Consider the following 22,779-nt stretch of genomic DNA (forward strand, 5'->3'; position numbering starts at 1 on the left):
AACATGGACATGACCCCGCAAACCGCCTGGCTGCTCGCCATTTCCGCCGTCGTCATCGTCGGCGTGATCGCGTTCTTCGTCGGGCGTTCGAGCGCCGGTACCAAGGGACGCATCGACGAGCTCGAGGCCGAGCTGGCGCGCAAGGCCGAGGAGGCCGAGCGCTACCGCAAGGAGGTCGACGCCCACTTCGACAAGACCGCGACCCTGTTCGTGTCGATGGCCGGCTCCTACAAGGAGCTCTTCGAGCACCTGTCCGCCGGCTACGACAAGCTCTCCGGCGCCTCGGCGCGCGAGCGCTTCCAGGAGCGCGTCGATGCGCTGCTGCCCCGCCGCGTGTTCGAGCCCGCCGCGGCCGGCGCGCTGCTCGCGGGGGGAGCGGCGGGCGCTGTTGCGGGTGCGGACGCCGCGGAACCGACGGGATCGAGCGCGGATGCAGTGGTCGGGGCCGCGCCGGTCAGCGTGGTGGATGCGGCCCCTGTTCCGGAGGCGGAGGATCTCGCCGAATCCGTCCCGCCAAGCGTCGGGGCGACTTCCGGAGTGTCTGCGGACGAGGCGGAGAAGGCTGCAGCCGAGTCGGTCGCCGCACCTGCCGGAGCCGAGGAACCCGGAAGTGCTGGCGCCGATGCGGATGCCGCGGAGCGCGTCCGTCGTGCCGAGGGGGCGGCCGCCGAGACCGTCGGCGAGTCGGGCGCCGAGTCCCGCGGCGAGACGCGCTGAGCGGGGCGCGCGCGAGCGGACGGAGCGGGCGAACTTGCCCGCTGCCGGTGCGGTCACAAGCCCCATGTCCGCCCGTGCGCTCCACCGTCTCTTCCTGATCGCCTGCAGCGCGTTGCTGCTCGTCGGTTGCGGTCTGCGTTTCGCGTACTCGCAGCTCGACTGGCTGCTGCCTTGGTATCTGCGCGACTACGTCACGCTCGACGCCGGCCAGCGTGGCGAATTCGACCGCCGTCTGGCCGGCCTGCTCGACTGGCACTGCCGCAGCCACCTCCCCGAGTACGTCGCCCTACTGCGTGCGGCGAACGCGACGCTGGCGGCCGAGCGCGTCGAGCCTGCGCAGCTCGAACGCTTCCTCGAGCGCGGAGAGGCGCTCTGGCGCGAGATCGTCGGGGAACTCGAGCCCGAGCTGCGCAGGCTGGCGGCCGGCCTGGGCGACGAGCAGGTGGAGGAGCTCGCCGCCGCCTTCGTCCGCCGTGGCGAGGAGGCGCGCGCGGAGTTCCTCTCCGGCGACGAGTCCGCGCAGCATGCCGCCCGCGTCGAGCGCATGGAGGAGCGCCTGCGGCGCTGGTTCGGCCGCATGACGCCGGCCCAGCGCGAGCGCATCGCGGCGTGGAGCCGGGCGCTGCAGCCCACGACCGAGGCCTGGCTGGAGGATCGCGCGCGCTGGCAGGCCGAGCTGCTCGACGCCTTGCGCGTGCGCGCGGACGCCGCCGCCTTCGCCCCCCGCCTGGCGCAGGCGCTGGCGCCGCGCGAGGCGCGCTGGAGCGCGCAGCATCGCGCGGCGGTCGCCCACAACCGCGCACGCACGCTGGAGCTGCTCGCCGAACTGCATGCATTGTCCAGCGCAGCACAACGCCGCCAGCTGCGTGACGAGATCGACATGCTCGCCACCCAGTTCGCGGGCATAAGCTGCGCCGAACCGGCTCGCGTTTCCGCGGCTGGCGGCCGATAATCGCGCCCTTCGTCTACCGCCGCCCGCGCCCTGGTGCGGGCTCTCCCGCATGCACAAGACCGAACTCGACCGTCTCGCCATCGGCCTCATGGTGGTGCTGTGCTCGATCTGGGGCCTCCAGCAGGTTGCCATCAAGCTTGCCAGCGCCGGCATCTCGCCGGTGTGGCAGGCCGGCCTGCGCTCGATCGGCGCCACGGCGATCGTCGTCGTTTGGGCGCTGCTGCGTGGGGTGAAGCTCTTCGAGCGCGACCGCAGCCTCGCGCCCGGCCTGCTCGCCGGGGCGCTGTTCGCCGGCGAGTTCGCGATGATCTTCCTCGGCCTGCAGCACACCAGCGCCTCGCGCGGGGTGATCTTCCTGTACACCGCGCCCTTCTTCGTCGCCCTCGGCGCGGTCTGGCTGCTGCCGCAGGAGCACATGCGGAGGCGGCAGTGGATGGGCATGGCGCTCGCCTTCGTCGGCGTGCTCGCGCTCTTCGGCGAGAACCTCTTCGCCGCCACCGAGGGCGCCTGGGTGGGCGACCTCATGCTGCTCGGCGCCGCGCTGCTGTGGGCGGCGACCACGCTGACCGTGAAGGCGAGCGCGCTGGCGCGCGCATCGGCCGAGAAGACGCTGCTCTACCAGCTCGGCGTGTCGGCGCTGGTGCTGCCGCCGCTCTCGCTGGCGATGGGCGAGCCGGGCGTGTTCGCGCCCACGCCCATGGTGTGGGCCAATCTCTTCTTCCAGGCGGCGATCGTCGCCGGCGTGTCGTATCTGGCCTGGTTCTGGCTGGTGCGCGAGTATCCGGCCACGCGCCTGTCCTCGTTCTCCTTCCTGACCCCGGTGATGGGCGTGCTCGCCGGCGGGCTGATCCTCGGCGAGCCGCTCACGCCGGCGGTGTACGCCGCGCTCTTCCTCGTCGGCAGCGGGATCTGGGTGGCGAACCGGTCGTAGCGTGACCGGCTGCCCGGCTGCACTCCACTCTCTTGCGCGTGCGGGCTTGGCGCCCCGCGGTGGGGCGGGGCGCGGGGCGATCGCCTATAGTGACGGCGTCCACCGTCTTCCGAGGAGCCTCCCCATGTCGCGACCCGTCGTCGAGTTCTGGTTCGAGTTCGCCAGCACCTATTCCTACCTGTCGGTGATGCGCATCGAGCGCGCAGCGGCCGCGACCGGCGTGGACATCGAATGGAAGCCTTTCCTGCTCGGGCCGGTGTTCCTCGCGCTGGGCTGGAACGACTCGCCCTTCAACATCTACCCGCCCAAGGGGCGCTACATGTGGCGCGACCTGGAACGTCTGGCGGAGAAGGAGGGCCTGCCCTTCCGCCACCCCAGCCGCTTCCCGCGCAACGGCCTGCTCGCCGCGCGGGTGGCGCTGGTGGGGGTGGAGGAGGGCTGGGTGGCGCCCTTCGCGCGTGCGGTGATGAGCGCGAATTTCGCCGAGGACCGCGAGATCGGCGAGGAGGCGGTGATCGTCGAGATCCTCGGCGCGCTCGGCCTGCCCGCAGCGGAGCTGATGGCGCGCGCGCAGGCGGATGCCAACAAGCTCGCGCTGCGCTGCCAGACCGAGCGCGCAGCCGAACTGGGCCTGTTCGGGGCGCCGAGCTTCCGTGTCGGTGAGGAGTTGTTCTGGGGCAACGATCGCCTGGAGGATGCGCTCGCCTGGGCGTGCCGTGCCGATCGCCGGTAGGCGCGACGCGAGTCGCGAGCGGGCGGTTCGACGGCTGCGGCGCCGGTCCGGGGGCCGTATCGCGACTTGCGTCGCTCCTACCGGGGTTTCGGGATCCGCGTCGGTTTCTTTTGGGAGCGACGCGAGTCGCGAGCGGGAGGTTCGACGGCTGCGGTGCCGTTCCGGGGGCCGTATCGCGACTTGCGTCGCTCCTACCGGGGTTTCGGGATCCGTGTCGGTTTCTTGTGGGAGCGACGCGAGTCGCGATCGGGGCGCGAGCACGACTTGTGTCGCTCCCGCCGGCGTCTCGCCGAGGGTCCTCGATTGCGGGCTTGCGGCAGGTCTTACTTCTTCCCCGCCTGCTCCTGCTCGTACTCGCGCAGGCGCTTTTCGTAGCGCGCGCGGTCTTCCTCGGCCTGGCGGGCGCGGCGGGCGGCGGCGTCTTCGGCATCGCGGCGCGCAGACGCGCGCTCGGCGTCCTGGGCTGCACGCTGGCGTGCCGTGGCGGCTTCGGCCTCGCGGCTGGCCTCGACGCGCTGGGCGCGGATGCGCTCGGCTTCGGCAGATGGCGCGATCGTCGCGTCCCCGCTCGGCCCGGAAGGGACCAGGGGGGAGGCGGCGGGCGGGGCGGCAGGTGGGGCAGGGGGGCTGGGGCGTTCGCCGGCGGCCGGCTTGGCCGCTGCTGCGCGTTGGCGCTCCGCCAGGGTGATGCCGCGGCTTTCGGCTTCGAGCTCGCGGGCACGCCGGATCGTCTCCAGGCGCTGCTTCTTTGCCTGGTCGATGCAACGGTTGACGAGGAACTTCTCGTAACAGCCCGGCACGGTGGCCTGGTAGGTGGCCTCGGCTTCGGCGCGCAGCGCCTTGCCATCGGCTGCGAGCGCCTCCGCGCGGGTACGCTCGGCGGCGCGGATGGCCTCGTCCGCGGTCTGCGCGTGGGCGGGCAGGATCGTGGAGGCGAGTAGCGCCGCGCACAGGCCGGGCATGATGGAGCGGTGGGCGACGACGAGAGACAGGGAGCGGATACGGATCATGCGTGCGGTTTCCGGATTCGGGTGGCCGAGCGGGGCGATCGAAGACATTCATCGCGTTGCTGCGGCCGAGTGGTCGGCTCGGGTTTCCGGAATGCGTGTTCCGGCTTCGATCGAGCCGGCGCGTAGAATAGCGCCTTTGCAACCGCCCGCGGCCTGCCGGCCGTGTATCCGTTCGTGATCAGTCTTCGTAACTTGCGCCTCGCGCGCGGCGCCAAGGTCCTCATCGAGAGCGCCACGCTGCAGATCCACCCCGGCTGGAAGGTCGGCCTCACCGGCGCCAACGGCAGCGGCAAATCCAGCCTGTTCGCCATGCTGCGCGACCAGCTCCACCCCGATCAGGGCGACCTCGACATGCCGCCGGGCTGGGTGATCGCCCACGTCGCGCAGGAAACCCCCGGGCTGGCGCAGCCGGCGATCGACTACGTGCTCGACGGCGACGCCGAGCTGCGCCGCATCGAGGCCGAGCTGGCCGCAGCCGAAGCCGCGCACGATGGCTCGCACATCGGGGAACTCCACGCCCGCCTGCACGAGATCGGCGGCTATGCGGCGCGCGCGCGCGCGGCGGCCCTGCTCGACGGCCTGGGCTTCCTGCAGTCGGACATCGAGCGCCCCGTGGCGGACTTCTCCGGCGGCTGGCGCATGCGCCTGAACCTGGCGCAGGCGCTGATGTGCCGTTCCGACCTGCTGCTGCTCGACGAGCCCACCAACCACCTCGACCTCGACGCGGTGATCTGGCTCGAGGCCTGGCTGCGCGACTACCGCGGCACGCTGCTGCTGATCTCGCACGACCGCGAGTTCCTCGACGCCTGCGTGACCCATATCGCCCACATCGAGCAGCAGAAGCTCGGCCTCTACACCGGCGGCTATTCCGACTTCGAGCGCCAGCGCGGCGAACGCCTCATCCAGCAGCAGGCGATGTTCGAGAGGCAGCAGCGCGACATCGCGCACATGGAAGACTACATCCGCCGCTTCCGCGCCAAGGCCACCAAGGCCCGCCAGGCGCAGAGCCGGATCAAGGCGCTCGAGCGCATGGAGCGCATCGCCGCGGCGCACGTCGACACGCCGTTCAGCTTCGCCTTCCGCGATGCGCCGCCGGCGCCCGACCCCTTGCTGCAGATCGAGGACGGCGCGGTGGGTTACGGCGACAAGACGATCCTGGAGCGCATCACGCTGACCCTGCGCCCGGGCGAGCGCGTCGGCCTGCTCGGGCGCAACGGTGCCGGCAAGTCGACGCTGATCAAGCTGCTCGCGCACGAGCTGCAGCTCGCCAGCGGCCGCCGCCTGGAAGGCAAGGGCCTGGCGACCGGCTACTTCGCCCAGCATCAACTGGAAACGCTGCGCCCGGACGAGTCGGCGCTGCAGCACATGGTCAGGCTCGATCCGCAGACGCGCGAGCAGGAGCTGCGCGACTATCTCGGCGGCTTCGACTTCCGCGGCGACGGCGTGGGCGGCACGTCTACCCCGGCGACCACGCCCTGCGGGCCGTTCTCGGGCGGCGAGAAGTCGCGTCTGGCGCTGGCGCTGCTGATCTGGCAGCGGCCCAACCTGCTGCTGCTCGATGAGCCCACCAACCATCTCGATCTCGAGATGCGCCACGCGCTGACCATGGCGCTGCAGGACTACGAGGGCGCGATGGTGCTGGTGTCGCACGACCGCGCGCTGCTGCGCACCACCTGCGATCGTTTCGTGCTGGTCGATGGCGGCCGCATCCAGCCCTTCGACGGCGACCTCGACGACTACCGCGACTGGCTCGCCAGCCGCCGCGCCGAAGTTGCCGCGGCCGCTGCCTGCCCCGACCAGGCTGCCGACAAGGCCGCGCGCAAGGCCGACCGCGCCCAGGCCGCCGCCGACCGCCAGGCGCGCCTGGTGGCGCGTCGGCCGCTGGTGAAGGAGCTCGAGCAGATCGACAAGCGCATGGCGGCGTGGAACAAGGAGAAGGCCGAGCTCGACGCGAAGCTCGCCGATCCGGCGCTGTACACCGGCCCGCAGGCGGGCGAGGTGCCGGCGCTCAACAAGCGTCAGGCCGAGCTCGCCGAGCGCATCGAGGAGGCCGAGCTGCGCTGGCTGGAGCTGCACGAGGCGCTGGAGGCGATCCCGGCGGATTGAGGGGGCCGAACCCCCTTCGCGCCGGGCGGCGCTCCTGCGCGGCGTCGAGCGTGCAGGCCTACTTCGGTAACCAGTGCGCCGGGTTCAGCTTCCAGGTGGCGAAGTCCTCATGGCCGACGATGCGGTCCTGCGCGTGGCGCAGGTCGAGGTCCTGCGGTGTCAGTGCGTAGCCATCGGTGTGAAACATCACCGTCACCTTCGGCGCGATCAGTTTGTCGGGGTTCTGCGCCTGCACGACCGCAAGGCGCTTGCTTTCGAGCCGCACCAGCGAACCGGCCGGATAGATCCCGACCGCGCGGATGAAGGCGTGCACGAGTTCGGGCTTGAAGTGGAACTTGCTCCAGTCCAGCAGCTTGCGGAGCGCCTCGGTCGGCGGCATGCCCTTGTGATAGACGCGGTTGGACGTAATGGCGTCGTAGACATCCACGATGGCGCCCATCTGGCCATAAAGGCTGATCGCGTCCCCCGCGAGCTTGTTCGGGTAGCCGGTACCGTCGAAGCGCTCGTGGTGCTGGGCGGCGACGTCGAGCGCGATGGCGCTGATGCCGGGTGTGGCCTGCAGGATGATCTTGCTCTGCACGACATGGTTCTTCATCTTCGCGAACTCGGCGTCGGTGAGCTTGGCCGGCTTGTTCAGGATCGCGTCGGGGACGCTGGCCTTGCCGACGTCGTGCAGCAGGGCGCCCACCGCAATTTCGTGGATGACCGGGCGGGGCAGCTGCAGGTTGCGGGCGAACGTGGTCATCAGCGCGCAGACCGACACCGAGTGCTGGAAGGTGTAGGCGTCGTGCTGCTTGAGCCGGGCGAGCGGGATCAGCGCGTCCTGCTGGGTGAAGATCGAGTCGACGATGCGTTCGACGAGCGGCTCGATCAGCTCCATCTCGATCTGTTTGCCCAGGCGCACGTCGGCCATCATGTCGCGGACGATGAGATTGGCCTCGCGGTGCAGCGCGCGCGCGCGCTCGATCTCGCACGCCACCTCCTGCGCTGCAATGCGCGGGGCGGCCTCTGCGGCGATGGCGTCGATCTTCTCGTCGACCTCGTGCTCGATTTCTTCCCGGGTCGGTGCTTCGGGGAGGTCGAGACCGCGCGCGGTGTCGATGTAGATCTCGTGCGTGCCGATCGCACGCACTTTCCGCACGACCGCTTCGTCCTTGACGGCGAAGCGGCTGCGAACGAAGTTGTGCTCCATCCAGCTGCAGTTCAGGTCGTGGACGTACATCCCCGGCTGGAGTTTTTCGATGGGGATGAGCTTGATCATGGTCGGTCAGCGGATGTGATGCGACATTATCGGCGATGCGCTGGAGCGGGAAACGCGCTTGCGTCGCCCGGATCGAGAAATACGCCACGCAGGACGATGCAAATGGGCCGTCCCGCCCTGCGACGTGTCTGCCAACGGGGTATGGATGCGCCGCCCTGCTAGAATCCTGGTCTTTCCGACAAACTGCCCTCAGGAGTCCGCGGTGCGTATCGTCTGTCTCGACCTCGAAGGTGTGCTCGTCCCCGAAATCTGGATCGAATTCGCTGAGCGTACCGGCATCCCCGAGCTGCGCCGCACCACCCGCGACGAGCCGAACTACGACACCCTGATGAGGTACCGCCTGGACATCCTCGCGCAGAAGAAGCTCGGCCTGCCCGACATCCAGGACGTGATCGCCAGCATGGGGCCGATGCCGGGCGCGCGCGAGTTCCTCGACGAGTTGCGCGACGCCTACCAGGTGGTGATCCTGTCCGACACCTTCTACGAGTTCGCCAAGCCGTTGATGAAGCAGCTCGGCATGCCGACGCTGTTCTGCCACAGCCTGGAGGCCGACGCCGGGGGCATCCTGGTCGACTACCATCTGCGCATGCCCGACCAGAAGCGCGAGGCGGTCAGGCGCTTCAAGGAGCTCAACTTCAAGGTGGCCGCCGCGGGCGACTCCTACAACGACACCGCGATGCTCGGCGAAGCCCACGGCGGCATCCTCTTCCACCCGCCCGAGAACGTGATCCGCGAGTTCCCGCAGTACCCCGTGGTGCGCGACTACGCCGGCCTGCGCGCCGAGATCGACAAGGTCTTCGCGCGCGTCTGACCCGCTCCGCTCCCCGCTCCCGACCCCTCACGCCTCACGCCCAGCATGCACCGCCAACGCTTCTTCACGCTGTCCGCCTCCTGCCCCGACCGCGTCGGCATCGTCGCCAAGGTCTCCGGTTTCATCGCCGAGCACCGTGGCTGGATCCTCGAGACCTCGCTGCACGCCGAGCCGCCGCTCGAGGCGGGGGAGGTCGGGCGCTACTTCATGCGCATCGAGATCAAGGCCGATTCGCTGCCCTTCCATCTCGCCGAGTTCCGCGAGAAGTTCCGCCCGCTCGCCGAAGAGCTGGAGATGGACTGGAAGATCACCGACTCCGCGGTGAAGAAGCGCGTGGTGGTGCTGGTGAGCAAGCAGGAGCATTGCCTGTACGACCTGCTCGCGCGCTGGCAGTCGAAGGAGCTCGACATCGAGATCCCCTGCGTGATTTCCAATCACGACACCTTCCGCGGCTTCGTCGAGTGGCACGGCATCCCCTTCCACCACGTGCCGGTCGGGACCGACAACAAGTCCGCGGCGTATGCCGAGGTGCGGCGCATCTTCGAGGAAGTGCGCGGCGACACCATGGTGCTGGCGCGCTACATGCAGATCCTGTCGCCGGACCTGTGCGCGGCCTACCCGGGCCGCATCCTCAACATCCACCACAGCTTCCTGCCCAGCTTCGTCGGCGCCAAGCCTTACCACCAGGCGTACGCGAAGGGTGTCAAGCTGATCGGCGCCACCTGCCATTACGTGACCGCCGACCTCGACCAGGGCCCGATCATCGAGCAGGACGTGATCCGCATCGACCACTCCGACGCGGTCGAGGACATGGTGCGCTACGGCAAGGACATCGAGAAGACCGTGCTCGCGCGCGGCCTGCGCTACCACCTGGAAGACCGCGTGCTGGTGCATGGGAACAAGACCATCGTGTTCCGCTGATGACGGGCGCTTACACCCGATAGGTTTTCAGGTGGATGCTGGTCTCGCTGCTCTGGATGCCCTTGATCAGGCGGATGCGCTCGAGCACGGTCGATAGCTCGGTGAGGTTGGCCGCGCGCAGGCCGACGAGCAGGTCCCAGCGGCCGTTGGTGTCGTGCAGCTCGGCGACCGCGGGCTCGCCGAGCAGGCTGGCGATCACCGCGCGCGTCTCGTTTCCCTCCACCGCGATGCTCGTCCATGCGTGGATGTCGTGCGGCTGCGCGTCGGGGCGCAGGCGAACGGTGTAGCCGACGATGATGCCCTGGTCCTCCAGGCGCGCGATGCGGTTGGTGACCGTGCCGCGCGAGACCTGGAGCTTGTGCGCGAGCGCGGCCACGCTCAGGCGGGCGTCGTTGCGCAGCAGGCCGATCAACTGATGGTCCAGGGTGTCCATTCGATTATTCCGGCAATTCAGCCTGGCGATTTTGCCTAAAGGCTGACGTTTTCGATACAGAGTTGCGGATTCTGTTTGGCGGGGTATTCGGTCAAGATGGCGTCATCGCAGCGCCACATCCGAGAACGAGGACGGAGACCGATCATGAGCGCCCCTGAAGCCAGACGCCTGGACACCCGCTACCTGAGCGCCGAGCATGTCGCCGGGATGGTGCGCCGCAAGGGCCTCGCCGAGTGCATCGCCGGCGTCGCCAGCTACCTGCGCCAGGACTTCCTGCGCTGGAACGATTTCGACAAGTGCGCCCGGGTCGCCACGCACTCCGAAGTCGGCGTGATCGAGCTGATGCCGGTGTCCGATGCCCGCAGCTACGCGTTCAAGTATGTGAATGGCCACCCGTCGAACCACCGCTACCAGCTGCCGACGGTGATGGCCTTCGGCGTGCTGGCCGACGTCGAGACCGGCACCCCCGAGCTGGTCAGCGAGCTGACCCTGACCACCGCGATCCGCACCGCGGCGATGTCCGCGGTGGCGGCGCGGGCGCTGGCGCGCGAGGACGTGCGCAGCATGGCGCTGATCGGCAACGGCGCGCAGAGCGAGTTCCAGGCGCTCGCCTTCCACCACCTGCTGGGGGTCGAGGTCTTCCACCTCTTCGACGTCGACCCCTCCGCCACCCGCAAGCTCGCCGCCAACCTCGAGCGCCTGGGCCTGGCCTGGCGCGCCTTCGGCAGCGTGCGCGCGGCCGTGCGCGGCTGCGACATCGTGACCACGGCGACCGCCGACAAGACCCGGGCCGCCATCCTCACCGCCGACATGATCGAGCCCGGCATGCACCTCAACGCCGTGGGCGGCGACTGCCCGGGCAAGACCGAGCTGCACCCCGACGTGCTGCGCCTCGGCCCGGTGTTCTGCGAGTTCGAGCCGCAATCGCGCATCGAGGGCGATCTGCAGCAGATGCCCGCAGACTTCCCGGTGACCGAGCTGTGGCAGGTCCTCGCCGGCCGCATCCAGGGGCGGAGCGGTGCCGCCCAGGTCACGATCTTCGACTCGGTCGGCTTCGCGCTGGAAGACTACTCGGCGCTGCGCTACATGCGCGACCTCGCGCTGGAGCTGGGCATGGGCGAGCGCCTGGCGCTGATCCCGGCGCTCGACGATCCCAAGGACCTGTTCGGCTTCATCGCCGCGGAGGCCTCCATCGCGGCTGCATCGGGCGCGGCGACGCTGGCGGCCTGCTGAGCCGGTCGGAAGGCCGCTCCGCTTCGGGCGGAGCCGCCCGCGGGCGGCGTGTCCGCTGGTCCGGACGAGAAAATCACGCCGAAATGGCGCCGAATTCGTCCGCAGCTATGTCCATTTCCGCGCCAAAACAATAGGATGACGGGTTTCGGTCGGTCTCTAATCAGAACTGGAACACACGTCATGCAAAGCTCGGGAAAACGGATGATCTCGGTTGAAAAGATCGGTGGCACCTCGATGTCCGCCTTCGGGGATGTGCTGCGCCACATCATGCTCTACGACAAGTCGCGCATCCTCGGCCGCATCTACGTGGTGTCGGCCTATTCCGGCGTGACCAACCAGCTGCTGGAGCACAAGAAGACCGGCGAACGCGGCATCTACGCCCTGTTCGCGGAAGGTTCCGACTACCACGGCGCGCTCGACGCGCTCGCGGTCAGCCTCAAGAAGCTCAACGCCGGCTTCGCCGAGCTCGCCCTGCCGCTGGACGTCGCCGACGCCTTCGTCGACACCCGCATCGGCGAGGTCAAGAAATACCTCGACGCGATGCAGCATGTGCTCGCCAGCGGCTACATCCGCCGCCAGGACGTGCTGCTCGCCGCGCGCGAGGTGCTGGCCTCGGTGGGCGAGTCGCACAGCGCCTTCAACAGCGTCGAGATCCTCAAGGCCAATGGCGTCAACGCCATCCTGCTCGACCTCGCCGGCTTCCACGACGACAAGGCGTGGACCATCGACGAGCGCATCCACAACAGCTTCAAGGGGCTCGACCTCGACAACAGCGTGATCGTCGCCACCGGCTACACCAAGGGCACCGAGGGCATCATGCGCGAGTTCGACCGCGGCTACTCCGAGGTCACCTTCAGCAAGATCGCGGTCGAGGTGCGCCCCGCCGAGGCGGTCATCCACAAGGAATTCCACCTCTCCTCGGCCGATCCCAACATCGTCGGCCTCGAGAATGCGGTGATCGTGGGCGCGACCAACTACGACGTCGCCGACCAGCTCGCCGACGTCGGCATGGAGGCGATCCACCCCAAGGCGGCCAAGCCGATGGAGCTCGCCGGCATCCCGATCCGCCTCAAGAACACCTTCGAGCCCGAACACCCGGGCACCCTGATCACCAAGGACTACGTCGGCGAGCGCGCCCGCGTCGAGATGGTGACCGGCAGCGACAAGGTGACCCTGGTCGAGATCCACGACCCCAGCATGGTCGGCACCGTCGGCTTCGACCTCGGGATCATGGAGATCTTCTGCAGGCACGACATCTCCTACATCCTCAAGGCGACCAACGCCAACTCGATCGCCCACGTGCTGTGGGAGAACTCGGTGACGCCCGCGCTGATCGCCGAGCTCGAGGCGCGCTACCAAGTGGTGACCGTCAAGAACAGCGCGATCGTCTGCGCGATCGGCTCCAACATCAGCATCCCGGGCGTGCTCGCACGCGCGGCGCAGGCGCTCGCCGACGCGCAGATCAACGTGAACTGCGTGTCGCAGACCCTGCGCCAGGTGAACATGCAGTTCATCATCGAGCGCAGCGACTACAAGAAGGCGATCATCGCCCTCAACCATTCGCTGTGCGTGACGCCCGGCGTGCCGGTGCCGCGCGCCTGATCGTTGCCTCGCGCCCTGCGGGGCGCTGCAGGCTGCGGCGCGTATCCGCGCCCGCAAGCCTGCCCGTGGCCCCGGTGCGTGCCCGCCACGCCCGGGGCTGCGCCATTTCTTGCAAGGGAGCATGCATCCATGCCGAAACACTCCACCCCGGCGGAGCTGCCGGTGCAGTTCGAGCCGGAGTTCATCGCCGGCATCCGCGAGATCTTCGAGCAGAAGATCGCCTTCAACGCGCTGCTCGGCCTGCAGATCGACGACATCGGCGGCGAGCGCGTGCATGGCCGCATCGCGATGCGCCACGAGCTCGTCGGCCATTTCGTGCATAACCGCATCCACGGCGGCGTGATCGCCGCCTGCCTCGACGCCATGGGCGGTCTCGTGGTGATGGCCGCGATCGGCGCCCGCCACCTCGACGAACCGCCCTTCCAGCGCCTGCACCGCTTCTCGAAGCTCGGCACCATCGACCTGCGCATCGACTACCTGCGCCCCGGCATCGGCGAATCCTTCCGCATGGAAGCCGAGGTCCTGCGCCTGGGTTCGCGCGTCGCGTCGACGCGGATGAGCTTCCTCGACGCCGACGGCAAGCTGCTGTCCACCGGTTCGGCGGCGTACATCGTTTCGTGAGCGGGGAATGAGCGTCGAGATCCAGGCTGCCGGGCGCGGCAATCTCTTCGCCGCGCTGCCTCCGCCCGCAGGCGGCGAGATCTTCCAGACCCTGTTCGCCAATCCGCGCTGCCGTGTCGAGCGCATCGTCTCGCACGGCCATGCGAGCGCGCCCGGCGAGTGGTACGACCAGGCTGGCGACGAGTGGGTGGTGCTGCTGGCGGGCGCGGCGGTATTGCGCTTCGAGGGGGGCGACGATGACGGCGACGACGTGAAGCTGAAGGCCGGTGACTGGCTCGTGATCCCGGCGCATCGGCGTCACCGCGTCGAGTCGACCTCGGCGGATGCGCTGTGGCTGGCGGTGCACTGCGCAGCCGACCCCGCAAAGTGAAACGGCCCCGGGCGAACCGCCGGGGCCGTGGTGTCAAACCGCCTGCACTGCGACGCGTGTCTCAGGCGCGCTTGCGGCGCAGCCCCAGCCCCGCGAGGCCGAGCGCGATCAGCGCGATCGACGCCGGTTCCGGCACCGCCTGCACGCCGACGCCGAAGTCGGCGGCGTCGATGAAGTTGCCGACCGAGGGGCTGCCATTGGCGGTGCTGATGGCCTGATACGAGAAGCGCGTGGCATTGCCGAGGGCGCTGATCGGCGCCTCGCCGGCGCTCGTGTAGAAGGCCCAGGCGGTGTTGCCGGTCGAGTAGTTCTTGGAGAACAACACCGTGTCATCGCCACCGCCGAGCAGGTTGTCGAGGCCGAGGTCGGTGATCATCATGCGCATCGTGTCCACCCCCGAACGTCCGCGGTGGGCGAACTCGAAGCCGACGACGCTGCCCGTGGCGATGCCGAACACGTCCTGGTACAGGGTGGCGAACTGGGTGGCGTTGATCTCGGCGAACTGGCGCCCCTCGTAGGCGGGCACCGGGCCGCCGCTCACCGAGCTGAAGTTGTTGCCCCAGATCTCGATCTGGTTGTCGGTGGCGGTGGTTTCCCAGCCGGGTACCGCCGACTCGTTGAACAGCGCCCAGTTGGCGTCGGCGACGAAGGGCGTCCCCGTTCCGGTTTCGAAGCCGCCGTTGATCAGGCTGGCGTGGGCGGTGCCCGCCGCGGCCAGACCGCCGATCGCGGCGAGGGTGGTGAGGAGGCGGGGGAGCGAGGCGGACATGGGTGGTTCCTTTATTTTTGGGCGACACGTTCGGTGACGGGCGTCGACGCGAAAGGTCGGCCCGAGAGTTTCGACCAGATCTTAAGCAATGATCGCGCCAGCACGCGCGGTAGAAGGTCACAGCGCGTTGATTCCAGTGGGAAATGGGCCTCTGGAGAGGAATGCACGGGCCATCCCGGGCGTGCTCGAGTTGCCGCAGTGTCAATTTTTCCGACAGCCATCGACCGGGGGCGGCCGCGTCCATCGCGACGGATTCGCCGTTTGCCCGATCGGGTGTCGCAAGGCGCAGCAGGGCCTGCAGCGCGAGGGGGCGCGGCGGGACCTCGGCACGGCGCCGCAACCGCAGGGCCGACCGGCGCTTCAGCGCTCCAGCGCCTTGGCGACCGCGACGATCGGCGCGGGCGTGACCGAGCTCGGCTGCTGGAAGGGGTTGCCCTGGATCAGCACGATGGCGGCGGTGGGGGCGGCGGCGAGCGCGAACAGCAGCACCGCCGCGAAGGCCGCGCGCGGGCGTTCGAGGTGGGCCATGGCCACCGAGACCAGGGTCAGGAAGCCCAGGAAGGCCATTCCCAGCCACTTCAGCGGGTTGACGTGGGTCTGGCTGAGTGCGACGCGCAGGTCGTGGTCGGAACGGATGTCGCTCGCCTTGCGCAGCAGCAGGGCCTGCACGTTGGCGCCCGCGGCCTCGGCGAGCGCGGGGGCGGCGAGCAGCGCCAGCAGCGCGTCGGCGCGGGCGAGCACCTCCGGCGCCTCGCTGCGGCGCGCGAGCTGGGTCCATTCGGCGGCGCTGGCGCGGGCGTAGCCGGCTGCCGCCGCGCGCAGCTCGCCGCCGAGCGGCTCGGGCAGCGTGGCGGCGAGCGCGCCGATGCTGCGCAGGCCGTCCGCCTCGCGATACACCGCGCTCATCGCGCGGTCGTGCGCGCTCCAGGTGTCGTTGGCGAGAAAGGCCAGCACCAGGCCGAAGAGCACGCCGAGCGCGTTCATGAACGGGGGCGCCACCCCCTGCAGGGACTGCATCCATCCCGCCCAGCGCGAGCGCATCATCACCCACTGGATCAGGAACACGGCGGCGAGGGTGCCGAAGAAGGCGACGAAGGCGAGGCCGTAGTGGTCGTAGCTGTGCCAGTCGGAGAAAAGCATGGAGATCCAGGAGGTGCGTTCGGCAGGTCCTCGCAGTCTACCCGTCCGATCGCTCCCCGCCCATGCTCGGGGGCGGTCGCAGCAGTGCGTGCAGGGCTTCGATCGAAGGCCGGGCGCTGGTAGAAGCCGAGCAGCGGGTCGAGTCCCGCGGCGTGCGTGCTCAATCAGTCCGCACTTGCGCGCAGGGCGACATCAGCGAGATCGTCTTGCGGCCGAGGCGTCGGTAGATGCCGAAATTTCTGCCGAGAGTCAGGATGCTGCAGGGCTCGAAGAGCTCGGACATGCGCAAGAGACAGGCGTCGGCCAGCGAGGCTGGCACATTGTCGTCGCGTTCGAACAGCCTGCGCACGGGAGCGATCTGCGACTCCAGTGACAAGGCGATGTGCACGGCGCTCCGTTCGAGCAGCATGAGTGCCCGGGCGAGGTCGAAGCCGGCACGAGCGAGGAGGAGACAGGCCTCCGCGACCACCGCCTCACAAGTCGGGAAAGGTCCTGGGTATTGCGCAAACTGCGCCTTGGCTCATTCATGGTGCGTGTCATCACGGCAAGGCAGGGCGACCCAGGGGCCGGCATCGAGAATCAGCCGGTAACGAGTGCGGCGAGGGAAAGCAGGCGGAGAGGGGCGATCTTGTGACGCATGGGGCGTTGCCTCGGGGTGGATTGGACCCCGGGGATTCTCCCGATGTCATCGTGCGGAGGGTCGAACGGCAAGCTTGCGGTGTCGGTGCCGCTGGCAGGCTTGCGCTGCGCGAATGCCGGCAGGGCGTTGCGCCCGATCGCTTCCATTGGGGGCGCGCCAAAGAAAAACGGCGCCCCGAAGGGCGCCGCGAGTGGATCGGAACCGGAGGAGCACGGTTCCGCAAGCCGGCTCAGTAGCGGTAGGCGGTCTCGCCGTGCGCCGTGGTGTCGAGGCCCTGACGCTCCTCGTCTTCCGGCACGCGCAGCCCGACCAGCAGGTCCGCGACCTTGTAGGCGACGAAGGCGACCACGGCCGACCACACGATGGTCACGAGCACGCTCCAGGTCTGGATCCACACCTGCGAGGCGATCGAGAAGTCCTCGGCGCCGGTGCCGCCCAGGCTGGGCGCGGCGAACACGCCGGTGAGGATCGCGCCGACGATGCCGCCCACGCCGTGCACTCCGAACACGTCGAGCGCGTCGTCCGCACCGAGCATGTGCTTGAGCCCATTCACGCCCCACAGGCAGATGAAGCCGGAGAGGGTGCCGATCACGATCGCGCCCATCGGGCCGACCGAGCCGCAGGCCGGGGTGATCGCCACCAGGCCGGCGACCGCACCCGAGGCCGCGCCCAGCATCGAGGGCTTGCCCTTGATGAGCGCCTCGCCGAGCGACCAGGCGAGCACCGCGGCGGCGGTGGCGACCAGGGTGTTGATGAAGGCGAGCGCGGCGCCGGCGGTGGCTTCGAGGTTGGATCCGGCGTTGAAGCCGAACCAGCCCACCCACAGCAGCGAGGCGCCGACCATGGTCAGGGTCAGGCTGTGCGGTGCGAGCGCCTCACGGCCGTAGCCGATGCGCTTGCCCACCATCCAGGCGCCCACCAGACCGGCGATGCCGGCGTTGATGTGCACCACGGTGCCGCCGGCGAAGTCGAGCGCGCCGTCTTCGAGCAGGTAGCCGCCCGGACCCCACACCATGTGGCAGATCGGCAGGTAGCACAGCGTGAACCAGATCACCGAGAAGATCAGCACCGCGGAGAACTTCATGCGCTCGGCGAAGGCGCCGACGATGAGCGCACCGGTGATGCCGGCGAAGGTGGCCTGGAAGGCGATGAAGGCGAACTCGGGCAGCTTCACGGTCTCGGTGAAGGTGTCGGCGAGCGTCTCGATCGTCACCCCGGACAGGAAGACCTTGTCGAGCGAGCCGATGAAGGGGCTGGCTTCGGTGAAGGTCAGGCTGTAGCCGTAGATCGCGAACAGCAGGGCGTTGAGCGAGAACACGGTCATGACCTGCATGAGCACCGAGAGCATGTTCTTGGCGCGCACCATGCCGCCGTAGAACAGCGCCAGGCCGGGCAGGGCCATCATCAGCACGAGCAGCGTGGAGGTCATGATCCAGGCCACGTCGCCCTTGTGCACCTCGGCCACGGCGGCCGCGGCCTCCTGGGCGAAGGCGCCGCCGGAGACGCCGGCGAGCAGGGCTGCTGCCGGCAGGTATGCGAGGAGTTTTCTCATTTTGCGTTGCTCCCTTACAGCGCGTCCGGGCCGGTCTCGCCGGTGCGGATGCGGATGGCCTGCTCGAGTTCGAAGACGAAGATCTTGCCGTCGCCGATCTTGCCGGTGGCGGCGGACTTCTCGATCGCTTCGATCGCCTGGTCGAGGATGTCGTCGGGGATGGCGGCCTCGACCTTGACCTTGGGCAGGAAGTCGACGACGTACTCGGCGCCGCGATAGAGCTCGGTGTGGCCCTTCTGGCGGCCGAAGCCCTTGACCTCGGTCACGGTGATGCCCTGCACGCCGATGGCCGAGAGCGCCTCGCGGACCTCGTCGAGCTTGAAGGGCTTGATGATTGCAGCGATGAATTTCATGTCTTTCTCCGGTTCCGGATGGGCGATGCTCAGAAGCTCTTGGCGATCGACAGGATCACGCGCTCGTCGGCGAGGTCGGCATTGTCCACGTCTGTGTCGACGTAGTGCAGGCCGAAGTTGAAGCCGCCGAACTCCTTGGTGACGCCCAGCTTCCAGTCGGTGTAGTCGTCCTGGCCCTTGATGTCGCTGTAACCGACGTGGGCGGCGAGGGTGAAGCCGCCGCCGACATCGACCGCGGCGCCGAGGTCGTAGTACTGGCTGCCGTCCGACTTGTCGTAGCCGAACAGGTCGGTGAAGGCGTACGAGTACTTGAAGGACAGGAACTCCCACGACAGGCCGACATAGCCCTCGAGCGTGTTCGGGCTGTTGTAGGGCTTGGGGTAGCTGCCGGGGTAGTAGTACTGCAGCAGGCCGACGTCGTAGCCGATGGCGCCGACCGTCCCCTTGTAACCGCCGTAGAGGTCGAGCTCGAGGCTGTTGCTGACGTCCGTGTTGGCGTCCGACAGCCACGATACGTTCGAGCCCCACACGCCGGCGTACAGGCCGCTGTCGTGGGCGTAGTCGAAGCCGCCCTGCAGCGCGGGACGCTCGTCGGTCTGGCTCCAGCCGCGGTAGGCGTAGTCGGACACCAGGCCGACGTTGGCGGTGAAGGGGCCGTCGCCGGCATGGGCGGTGCCGGCGGTGGCGATCGTGGCGAGGATGGCGAGCGCGGTGGCGAGCGGTTTCGTGTGCATGGTCATCTCCTGACGAGGTTTGGAAAGTTCGCGACGAGACTCCCTAAGCACGTGGCGTGCCAGGGTGCGGAAAGCCTGGTGATTCCTAGGTTTCCGCTTGTCGGCGGGCGGATCTTGCTGCGCTGCGGCAGGGATGGGCGCGCGATTTCGGGGCGTTGCGCACCAATGTGGTGCGCCATTCGTGTTGTGCGAGCGATGGTTGACGGTTCTTGGCGCCAGATCGCGACTTGCGTCGCTCCTACGAAAACCTTCGCCCACCCCTGCGTCGCCCGGGCTCCCGCCGGAGCGACGCAAGTCGTGATCACGGCAATGTCGCGCGCACCGCGCCTGCGCCGAACGTGTGCGGCGGGCCGCCGGCGCTCCAGTCGGCAGGGGCGTGCGTGCTAGACTCCGACGCCTCTGCAACCCGGAATCCACGCCATCATGAGCACGCCCCGCATCCTCGACGAAATCGGTGCCCGCCTCTCCGAACTCGCCGCCAACAGCCCCGTCCGCGACATCGAGAAGAACGCCAAGGCCATGCTCGGCTCGGCCTTCGGCAAGCTCGACCTGGTCACCCGCGAGGAATTCGAGGTGCAGCGCGAGGTGCTCGCGCAGGCGCGGCGCAAGCTCGCCGAGCTCGAGGCGCGCGTCGCCGAACTGGAAGCGAAGCTGGCCGGCGGCGACAAGGCCTGATCCAGCTGCGTTTCCACACGCTGCATTCGCGTCTGGCGGCGCTCCTGCGGAAACCGGCAAGGTTCCCGGAAACCTCGTAGGAGCGGCGCCAGCCGCGAACGGACGGTGGGCGGCGATGGGCGTCGCGACACGCTACATGCTGCGCTCGCGTCTGCATGAAACACCGTATGCGTCTCGTGACCGAATGCCCCCGGTCCCGCGTTCCGCATATTTCTTTGTCATCGACCGCGGCTCCGCTAGACTGACGATTCCTTTCCGTCCGGAGTCGCAGATGTCGCTCGCCCTCGTTCATGCGCGCGCGCTCGACGGGATCGAGGCGCCCCCGGTCACGGTCGAGGTCCACCTGGGCAACGGCCTGCCCCAGTTCCATCTCGTCGGCCTCGCCGACACCGAGGTGCGCGAGGCGCGCGACCGCGTGCGTGCGGCGATCCAGTCGGCGCAGTTCGAGTTTCCCCAGCGCCGCATCACCGTCAACCTGGCGCCTGCAGACCTGCCCAAGGAGGGCGGGCGCTTCGATCTCGCGATCGCGATCGGCATCCTCGCCGCCTCCGGCCAGGTGGCCGAGCGGCTGCTCCCGCGCCTGGAGCTGTGCGGCGAGCTTTCGCTGAACGGCGGATTGCGCCCGGTGCGCGGGGTGCTCTCGGCAGCGCTCGCCGCCGCGCGCGCCGGACGCGCGCTGGTGCTGGCGCCCGCCAATGCGGCCGAGGCCGCGCTCGCGCGCAGCGCCACCGTGCTCCCGGCCGACAGCCTGGGCGCGGTGTGCGCGCATCTCAACGGACACACCCGCCTCGAGCCGGCGCTCGCGGCGGCCCCCGAGGACGAGGATGGCACCGGGCTGCCCGATCTCGCCGATGTGCGAGGTCAACTGCAGGCGCGGCGTGCGCTCGAGGTCGCCGCGGCGGGCGGGCATTCCCTGCTGCTGTTCGGACCGCCGGGTACCGGCAAGTCGATGCTGGCGCAGCGCCTGCCCGGCGTGCTGCCGGCGATGGACGAGGACGAGGCGATCGAGGCCGCCGCGGTGGCCTCGATCGAGGGGCGCCTCGATCCGCGCAGCTTCCACCGCAGACCTTTTCGGTCGCCGCATCACTCGGCCTCGGCGGCGGCGCTGGTGGGCGGCGGCGCGGTGCCGCGCCCGGGCGAGATCTCGCTCGCGCACCACGGCGTGCTGTTCCTCGATGAACTGCCCGAGTTCGACCGCCGTGTGCTCGAGTCCCTGCGCGAGCCGCTCGAGACCGGCACCGTCACGGTGTCGCGCGCGCGCCGGCGCGCCGAATTCCCCGCCCGCTTCCAGCTCGTCGCGGCAATGAATCCCTGTCCCTGCGGCCACCTCGGTGATCCGCGCCGCGCCTGCCGGTGCACGCCCGACCAGGTGGCGCGCTACCGCGGGCGGCTGTCCGGCCCCTTGCTCGACCGCATCGACCTCACCGTCGAGGTGCCTGCGATCGCGCCGGAGGTTCTGCTCGAAAGCCCGCCGGGCGAGCCCTCCAGCGCGGTGCGCGCGCGGGTGGCGGCGGCGCGTGCGCTGCAGGCAACGCGTCAGGGCTGTCCGAACGCCCGCCTGCCGGCCGGCGAGGTGGAGCGCCACTGTCGCCCCGATCCGGGCGGCGAAACCCTGCTGCGCCAGGCGATGCAGCGGCTCGACCTGTCGGCGCGGGCGTATCATCGTGTCCTGCGCGTCGCGCGCACGCTCGCCGATCTCGCCGGCGCGTCCCGTCCGGGGGCAGCCCAGGTGGCCGAGGCGATCCAGTACCGGCGCAGCCTCGACTCCCGCTGAACGACCCCGCGCCCCGTGCGCCGTCGGCTGCGGACGACGACACCAGGAGTCCGCCCGAAGGCGTACATGATCCGACCGCTCACCCACGCCCGCCTCGCTTCGCTGCTGGCAGCCCTGTCCTCGATCGGCCCGTTCGCGATCGATGCCTATCTGCCCGCCTTTCCGGCGATCGCGGCGGCGTTGGGCGCGAGCCGGCTGGAGGTGCAGCAGACGCTGACGATCTACATGGTGGCGCTCGCGTCCATGGTGCTATGGCACGGTGCGCTCGCCGACCGTTTCGGGCGTCGCCGCGTGCTGGTCGCGTTGACGGTGGTGTTCGCGCTCGCCTCGCTGGTGTGCGCGCTGGCGCCGAGCATCGAGTGGCTGTGGTTCGGGCGCGCGCTGCAGGGGCTGAGCGGCGGCGCGGGCATCGTGGTCGGGCGTGCGGTGGTGCGCGACCTGCACGAGGGGCCGCAGGCGCAGCGCCTGATGTCGCGGGTGATGCTGATCTTCGCGCTCGCTCCGGCGCTGGCGCCGATGCTGGGCGCGGGCCTGCTCGCGCTCGCAGGCTGGCGGGCGATCTTCTTCTTCCTGGCCCTTTTCGGGCTCGCGCTCGCGTGGACGACGTGGCGCTTCCTGCCCGAGACGCTCGCCGAGGAGGACCGCCAGCCGCTGCATCCGCGGCCGCTGCTGCGCGCCTACCTGGCGATCTTCCGCCACCCGGCCTTCATGCTGCTGGCGCTCGGGGTGGCGCTGAACTTCAACGGTTTCTTCCTCTACGTGCTCTCGGCGCCGGTGTTCATCCTCGAGCATCTGAGCCTGGGCAGTGGCGGTTTCGTGTGGCTGTTCGGTCCGGCGGTGGGCGGGATGATGATCGGCTCGACGCTCTCCGAGCGCGTGGCCGGGCGCTGGTCGCCGGTGCGCACGGTGGGCTTCGGCTTCGTCTTGATGTTCGCGGCGGTGGTGGCCAACGCCGCGGTGTCGGGCCTCCTCGTCCCCGCGGTGCCGGTCTCGGTGCTGCCGATCGGCTTGTTCAGCTGCGGCATGGCGGTGGCGATGCCGAGCATGAGCCTGCTCGGGCTGGAGATCTTTCCCGAGCGCCGCGGAATGGCGTCGAGCTGCCAGAGCTTCCTGCAGATCGGCTTCAACGCGGCAAGCTCGGCGCTGGTGGCGCCGCTGTTGTGGTCGAGTCCGCTCGGGCTGGCGTCGGGGATGGGCATGTTCACCGCGCTCGGCCTGTGTGCGTGGATGGCATGGTGGCGGCTGGGCGCGCACGTGCGCGAGGGTGCGGCGTAGCAAGGTCGCGCCACGCCCGTAGTGGTTGGCCCCTATTTTTGTCGCGGATGCATTCGGCTAAGGTCACGCCTCGTTCTAGTATCCGTGTGTTATCGACCGCCCTGCTCGGGGCGTCACGTTCATGTGCCGGTGGGCCGGCTCACGCCGCCTCTGTCGCGCTCTTCTC

Annotated in this window: 23 protein-coding genes; 14 read left to right on the forward strand and 9 right to left on the reverse strand. The window is 69.3% G+C overall.

What is annotated here, in order from left to right:
• The first annotated feature begins 9 nt into the window (after positions 1–9).
• The 4 genes from ACZ5PP_RS14785 (at position 10) to ACZ5PP_RS14800 (ending at position 3,333) form a co-directional block, all read left to right on the forward strand.
• On the forward strand, positions 10–717 hold the full coding sequence (locus ACZ5PP_RS14785) for a Z-ring associated ZapG family protein (RefSeq protein WP_464826187.1): 708 nt from the start codon (positions 10–12) through the stop codon (positions 715–717).
• 64 nt (positions 718–781) lie between these two features.
• A complete protein-coding gene (locus ACZ5PP_RS14790; RefSeq protein WP_043742595.1) occupies positions 782–1,669 on the forward strand; it encodes a DUF6279 family lipoprotein in 888 nt (295 codons plus the stop codon).
• Between the two features lie 49 nt (positions 1,670–1,718).
• Positions 1,719–2,600 carry a DMT family transporter gene (locus ACZ5PP_RS14795; RefSeq protein WP_012584518.1) on the forward strand — a complete coding sequence of 294 codons (882 nt, stop codon included), beginning with the start codon at positions 1,719–1,721 and terminating at the stop codon, positions 2,598–2,600.
• 124 nt (positions 2,601–2,724) lie between these two features.
• Entirely contained in the window at positions 2,725–3,333 is a 609-nt protein-coding gene (locus tag ACZ5PP_RS14800) for a 2-hydroxychromene-2-carboxylate isomerase (RefSeq protein ID WP_012584519.1), read from the forward strand.
• Positions 3,334–3,656: 323 nt separating this feature from the next.
• Here ACZ5PP_RS14800 and ACZ5PP_RS14805 read toward each other — a convergent pair whose 3' ends face one another.
• Positions 3,657–4,391 carry a hypothetical protein gene (locus ACZ5PP_RS14805; protein WP_287470307.1) on the reverse strand — a complete coding sequence of 245 codons (735 nt, stop codon included), beginning with the start codon at positions 4,389–4,391 and terminating at the stop codon, positions 3,657–3,659.
• A 126-nt stretch (positions 4,392–4,517) separates the two neighbouring features.
• Between ACZ5PP_RS14805 and ACZ5PP_RS14810 the strand changes: the two genes are divergently transcribed.
• Complete coding sequence (locus tag ACZ5PP_RS14810; RefSeq protein WP_287470310.1) at positions 4,518–6,449, forward strand: ATP-binding cassette domain-containing protein; 1,932 nt, start codon at positions 4,518–4,520, stop codon at positions 6,447–6,449.
• Between the two features lie 58 nt (positions 6,450–6,507).
• On the opposite strand, the gene ACZ5PP_RS14815 is transcribed toward ACZ5PP_RS14810, so the two are convergent.
• Complete coding sequence (locus tag ACZ5PP_RS14815; RefSeq protein WP_012584522.1) at positions 6,508–7,710, reverse strand: HD-GYP domain-containing protein; 1,203 nt, start codon at positions 7,708–7,710, stop codon at positions 6,508–6,510.
• Positions 7,711–7,912: 202 nt separating this feature from the next.
• On the opposite strand from ACZ5PP_RS14815, the gene thrH reads away from it, so the two are divergent.
• On the forward strand, positions 7,913–8,521 hold the full coding sequence (gene thrH, locus ACZ5PP_RS14820; protein WP_004321157.1) for a bifunctional phosphoserine phosphatase/homoserine phosphotransferase ThrH: 609 nt from the start codon (positions 7,913–7,915) through the stop codon (positions 8,519–8,521).
• Positions 8,522–8,566: 45 nt separating this feature from the next.
• Positions 8,567–9,442 (forward strand): formyltetrahydrofolate deformylase, encoded by an 876-nt coding sequence (purU, locus tag ACZ5PP_RS14825; protein ID WP_004321158.1) that lies wholly within the window; start codon positions 8,567–8,569, stop codon positions 9,440–9,442.
• A gap of 10 nt (positions 9,443–9,452) precedes the next feature.
• Here purU and ACZ5PP_RS14830 read toward each other — a convergent pair whose 3' ends face one another.
• Positions 9,453–9,875, reverse strand: a complete 423-nt coding sequence (locus ACZ5PP_RS14830; protein ID WP_012584524.1) for an Lrp/AsnC family transcriptional regulator — start codon at positions 9,873–9,875, stop codon at positions 9,453–9,455.
• A 144-nt stretch (positions 9,876–10,019) separates the two neighbouring features.
• Between ACZ5PP_RS14830 and ACZ5PP_RS14835 the strand changes: the two genes are divergently transcribed.
• The 4 genes from ACZ5PP_RS14835 (at position 10,020) to ACZ5PP_RS14850 (ending at position 13,701) form a co-directional block, all read left to right on the forward strand.
• Positions 10,020–11,108: an ornithine cyclodeaminase gene (locus tag ACZ5PP_RS14835; protein ID WP_012584525.1), complete on the forward strand. Its 1,089-nt coding sequence runs from the start codon at positions 10,020–10,022 to the stop codon at positions 11,106–11,108.
• Between the two features lie 201 nt (positions 11,109–11,309).
• Complete coding sequence (locus tag ACZ5PP_RS14840; protein ID WP_004321164.1) at positions 11,310–12,710, forward strand: aspartate kinase; 1,401 nt, start codon at positions 11,310–11,312, stop codon at positions 12,708–12,710.
• 129 nt (positions 12,711–12,839) lie between these two features.
• Entirely contained in the window at positions 12,840–13,331 is a 492-nt protein-coding gene (locus ACZ5PP_RS14845; RefSeq protein ID WP_464826188.1) for a thioesterase family protein, read from the forward strand.
• Between the two features lie 7 nt (positions 13,332–13,338).
• Entirely contained in the window at positions 13,339–13,701 is a 363-nt protein-coding gene (locus ACZ5PP_RS14850; protein ID WP_464826189.1) for a cupin domain-containing protein, read from the forward strand.
• A gap of 61 nt (positions 13,702–13,762) precedes the next feature.
• Here ACZ5PP_RS14850 and ACZ5PP_RS14855 read toward each other — a convergent pair whose 3' ends face one another.
• The 6 genes from ACZ5PP_RS14855 to ACZ5PP_RS14880 all read right to left on the reverse strand — a co-directional run bounded on the left by ACZ5PP_RS14855 (position 13,763) and on the right by ACZ5PP_RS14880 (position 18,889).
• Complete coding sequence (locus ACZ5PP_RS14855; RefSeq protein WP_004321171.1) at positions 13,763–14,470, reverse strand: PEP-CTERM sorting domain-containing protein; 708 nt, start codon at positions 14,468–14,470, stop codon at positions 13,763–13,765.
• Between the two features lie 360 nt (positions 14,471–14,830).
• The gene (locus ACZ5PP_RS14860) at positions 14,831–15,610 is read right to left on the reverse strand and encodes a bestrophin-like domain (RefSeq protein ID WP_287470359.1); all 780 of its coding nucleotides are present in this window, start codon (positions 15,608–15,610) and stop codon (positions 14,831–14,833) included.
• 160 nt (positions 15,611–15,770) lie between these two features.
• A complete protein-coding gene (locus ACZ5PP_RS14865; RefSeq protein ID WP_273421336.1) occupies positions 15,771–16,019 on the reverse strand; it encodes a hypothetical protein in 249 nt (82 codons plus the stop codon).
• Between the two features lie 460 nt (positions 16,020–16,479).
• Positions 16,480–17,706 carry an ammonium transporter gene (locus tag ACZ5PP_RS14870; protein WP_004326123.1) on the reverse strand — a complete coding sequence of 409 codons (1,227 nt, stop codon included), beginning with the start codon at positions 17,704–17,706 and terminating at the stop codon, positions 16,480–16,482.
• Positions 17,707–17,816: 110 nt separating this feature from the next.
• A complete protein-coding gene (gene glnK, locus ACZ5PP_RS14875) occupies positions 17,817–18,155 on the reverse strand; it encodes a P-II family nitrogen regulator (RefSeq protein ID WP_004326122.1) in 339 nt (112 codons plus the stop codon).
• Positions 18,156–18,184: 29 nt separating this feature from the next.
• On the reverse strand, positions 18,185–18,889 hold the full coding sequence (locus tag ACZ5PP_RS14880; RefSeq protein ID WP_004326120.1) for a TorF family putative porin: 705 nt from the start codon (positions 18,887–18,889) through the stop codon (positions 18,185–18,187).
• A gap of 423 nt (positions 18,890–19,312) precedes the next feature.
• Between ACZ5PP_RS14880 and ACZ5PP_RS14885 the strand changes: the two genes are divergently transcribed.
• The 3 genes from ACZ5PP_RS14885 (at position 19,313) to ACZ5PP_RS14895 (ending at position 22,613) form a co-directional block, all read left to right on the forward strand.
• Positions 19,313–19,564: an accessory factor UbiK family protein gene (locus tag ACZ5PP_RS14885; RefSeq protein WP_004326118.1), complete on the forward strand. Its 252-nt coding sequence runs from the start codon at positions 19,313–19,315 to the stop codon at positions 19,562–19,564.
• 271 nt (positions 19,565–19,835) lie between these two features.
• Entirely contained in the window at positions 19,836–21,338 is a 1,503-nt protein-coding gene (locus ACZ5PP_RS14890; RefSeq protein ID WP_464826190.1) for a YifB family Mg chelatase-like AAA ATPase, read from the forward strand.
• A 66-nt stretch (positions 21,339–21,404) separates the two neighbouring features.
• A complete protein-coding gene (locus tag ACZ5PP_RS14895) occupies positions 21,405–22,613 on the forward strand; it encodes a multidrug effflux MFS transporter (RefSeq protein ID WP_004310400.1) in 1,209 nt (402 codons plus the stop codon).
• The last annotated feature ends 166 nt before the right edge of the window (positions 22,614–22,779 follow it).

Source organism: Thauera sp. DNT-1 (assembly GCF_055393985.1).

Coding starts and splice junctions, on each gene's coding strand:
- ACZ5PP_RS14785 (WP_464826187.1), top strand. CDS start 10: ATGACCCCGCAAACCGCCTGGCTGCTCGCCATTTCCGCCGTCGTCATC.
- ACZ5PP_RS14790 (WP_043742595.1), top strand. CDS start 782: ATGTCCGCCCGTGCGCTCCACCGTCTCTTCCTGATCGCCTGCAGCGCG.
- ACZ5PP_RS14795 (WP_012584518.1), top strand. CDS start 1,719: ATGCACAAGACCGAACTCGACCGTCTCGCCATCGGCCTCATGGTGGTG.
- ACZ5PP_RS14800 (WP_012584519.1), top strand. CDS start 2,725: ATGTCGCGACCCGTCGTCGAGTTCTGGTTCGAGTTCGCCAGCACCTAT.
- ACZ5PP_RS14805 (WP_287470307.1), bottom strand. CDS start 4,391: ATGTCTTCGATCGCCCCGCTCGGCCACCCGAATCCGGAAACCGCACGC.
- ACZ5PP_RS14815 (WP_012584522.1), bottom strand. CDS start 7,710: ATGATCAAGCTCATCCCCATCGAAAAACTCCAGCCGGGGATGTACGTC.
- purU (WP_004321158.1), top strand. CDS start 8,567: ATGCACCGCCAACGCTTCTTCACGCTGTCCGCCTCCTGCCCCGACCGC.
- ACZ5PP_RS14830 (WP_012584524.1), bottom strand. CDS start 9,875: ATGGACACCCTGGACCATCAGTTGATCGGCCTGCTGCGCAACGACGCC.
- ACZ5PP_RS14835 (WP_012584525.1), top strand. CDS start 10,020: ATGAGCGCCCCTGAAGCCAGACGCCTGGACACCCGCTACCTGAGCGCC.
- ACZ5PP_RS14840 (WP_004321164.1), top strand. CDS start 11,310: ATGATCTCGGTTGAAAAGATCGGTGGCACCTCGATGTCCGCCTTCGGG.
- ACZ5PP_RS14845 (WP_464826188.1), top strand. CDS start 12,840: ATGCCGAAACACTCCACCCCGGCGGAGCTGCCGGTGCAGTTCGAGCCG.
- ACZ5PP_RS14850 (WP_464826189.1), top strand. CDS start 13,339: ATGAGCGTCGAGATCCAGGCTGCCGGGCGCGGCAATCTCTTCGCCGCG.
- ACZ5PP_RS14855 (WP_004321171.1), bottom strand. CDS start 14,470: ATGTCCGCCTCGCTCCCCCGCCTCCTCACCACCCTCGCCGCGATCGGC.
- ACZ5PP_RS14860 (WP_287470359.1), bottom strand. CDS start 15,610: ATGCTTTTCTCCGACTGGCACAGCTACGACCACTACGGCCTCGCCTTC.
- ACZ5PP_RS14865 (WP_273421336.1), bottom strand. CDS start 16,019: ATGCTGCTCGAACGGAGCGCCGTGCACATCGCCTTGTCACTGGAGTCG.
- glnK (WP_004326122.1), bottom strand. CDS start 18,155: ATGAAATTCATCGCTGCAATCATCAAGCCCTTCAAGCTCGACGAGGTC.
- ACZ5PP_RS14880 (WP_004326120.1), bottom strand. CDS start 18,889: ATGCACACGAAACCGCTCGCCACCGCGCTCGCCATCCTCGCCACGATC.
- ACZ5PP_RS14885 (WP_004326118.1), top strand. CDS start 19,313: ATGAGCACGCCCCGCATCCTCGACGAAATCGGTGCCCGCCTCTCCGAA.
- ACZ5PP_RS14890 (WP_464826190.1), top strand. CDS start 19,836: ATGTCGCTCGCCCTCGTTCATGCGCGCGCGCTCGACGGGATCGAGGCG.
- ACZ5PP_RS14895 (WP_004310400.1), top strand. CDS start 21,405: ATGATCCGACCGCTCACCCACGCCCGCCTCGCTTCGCTGCTGGCAGCC.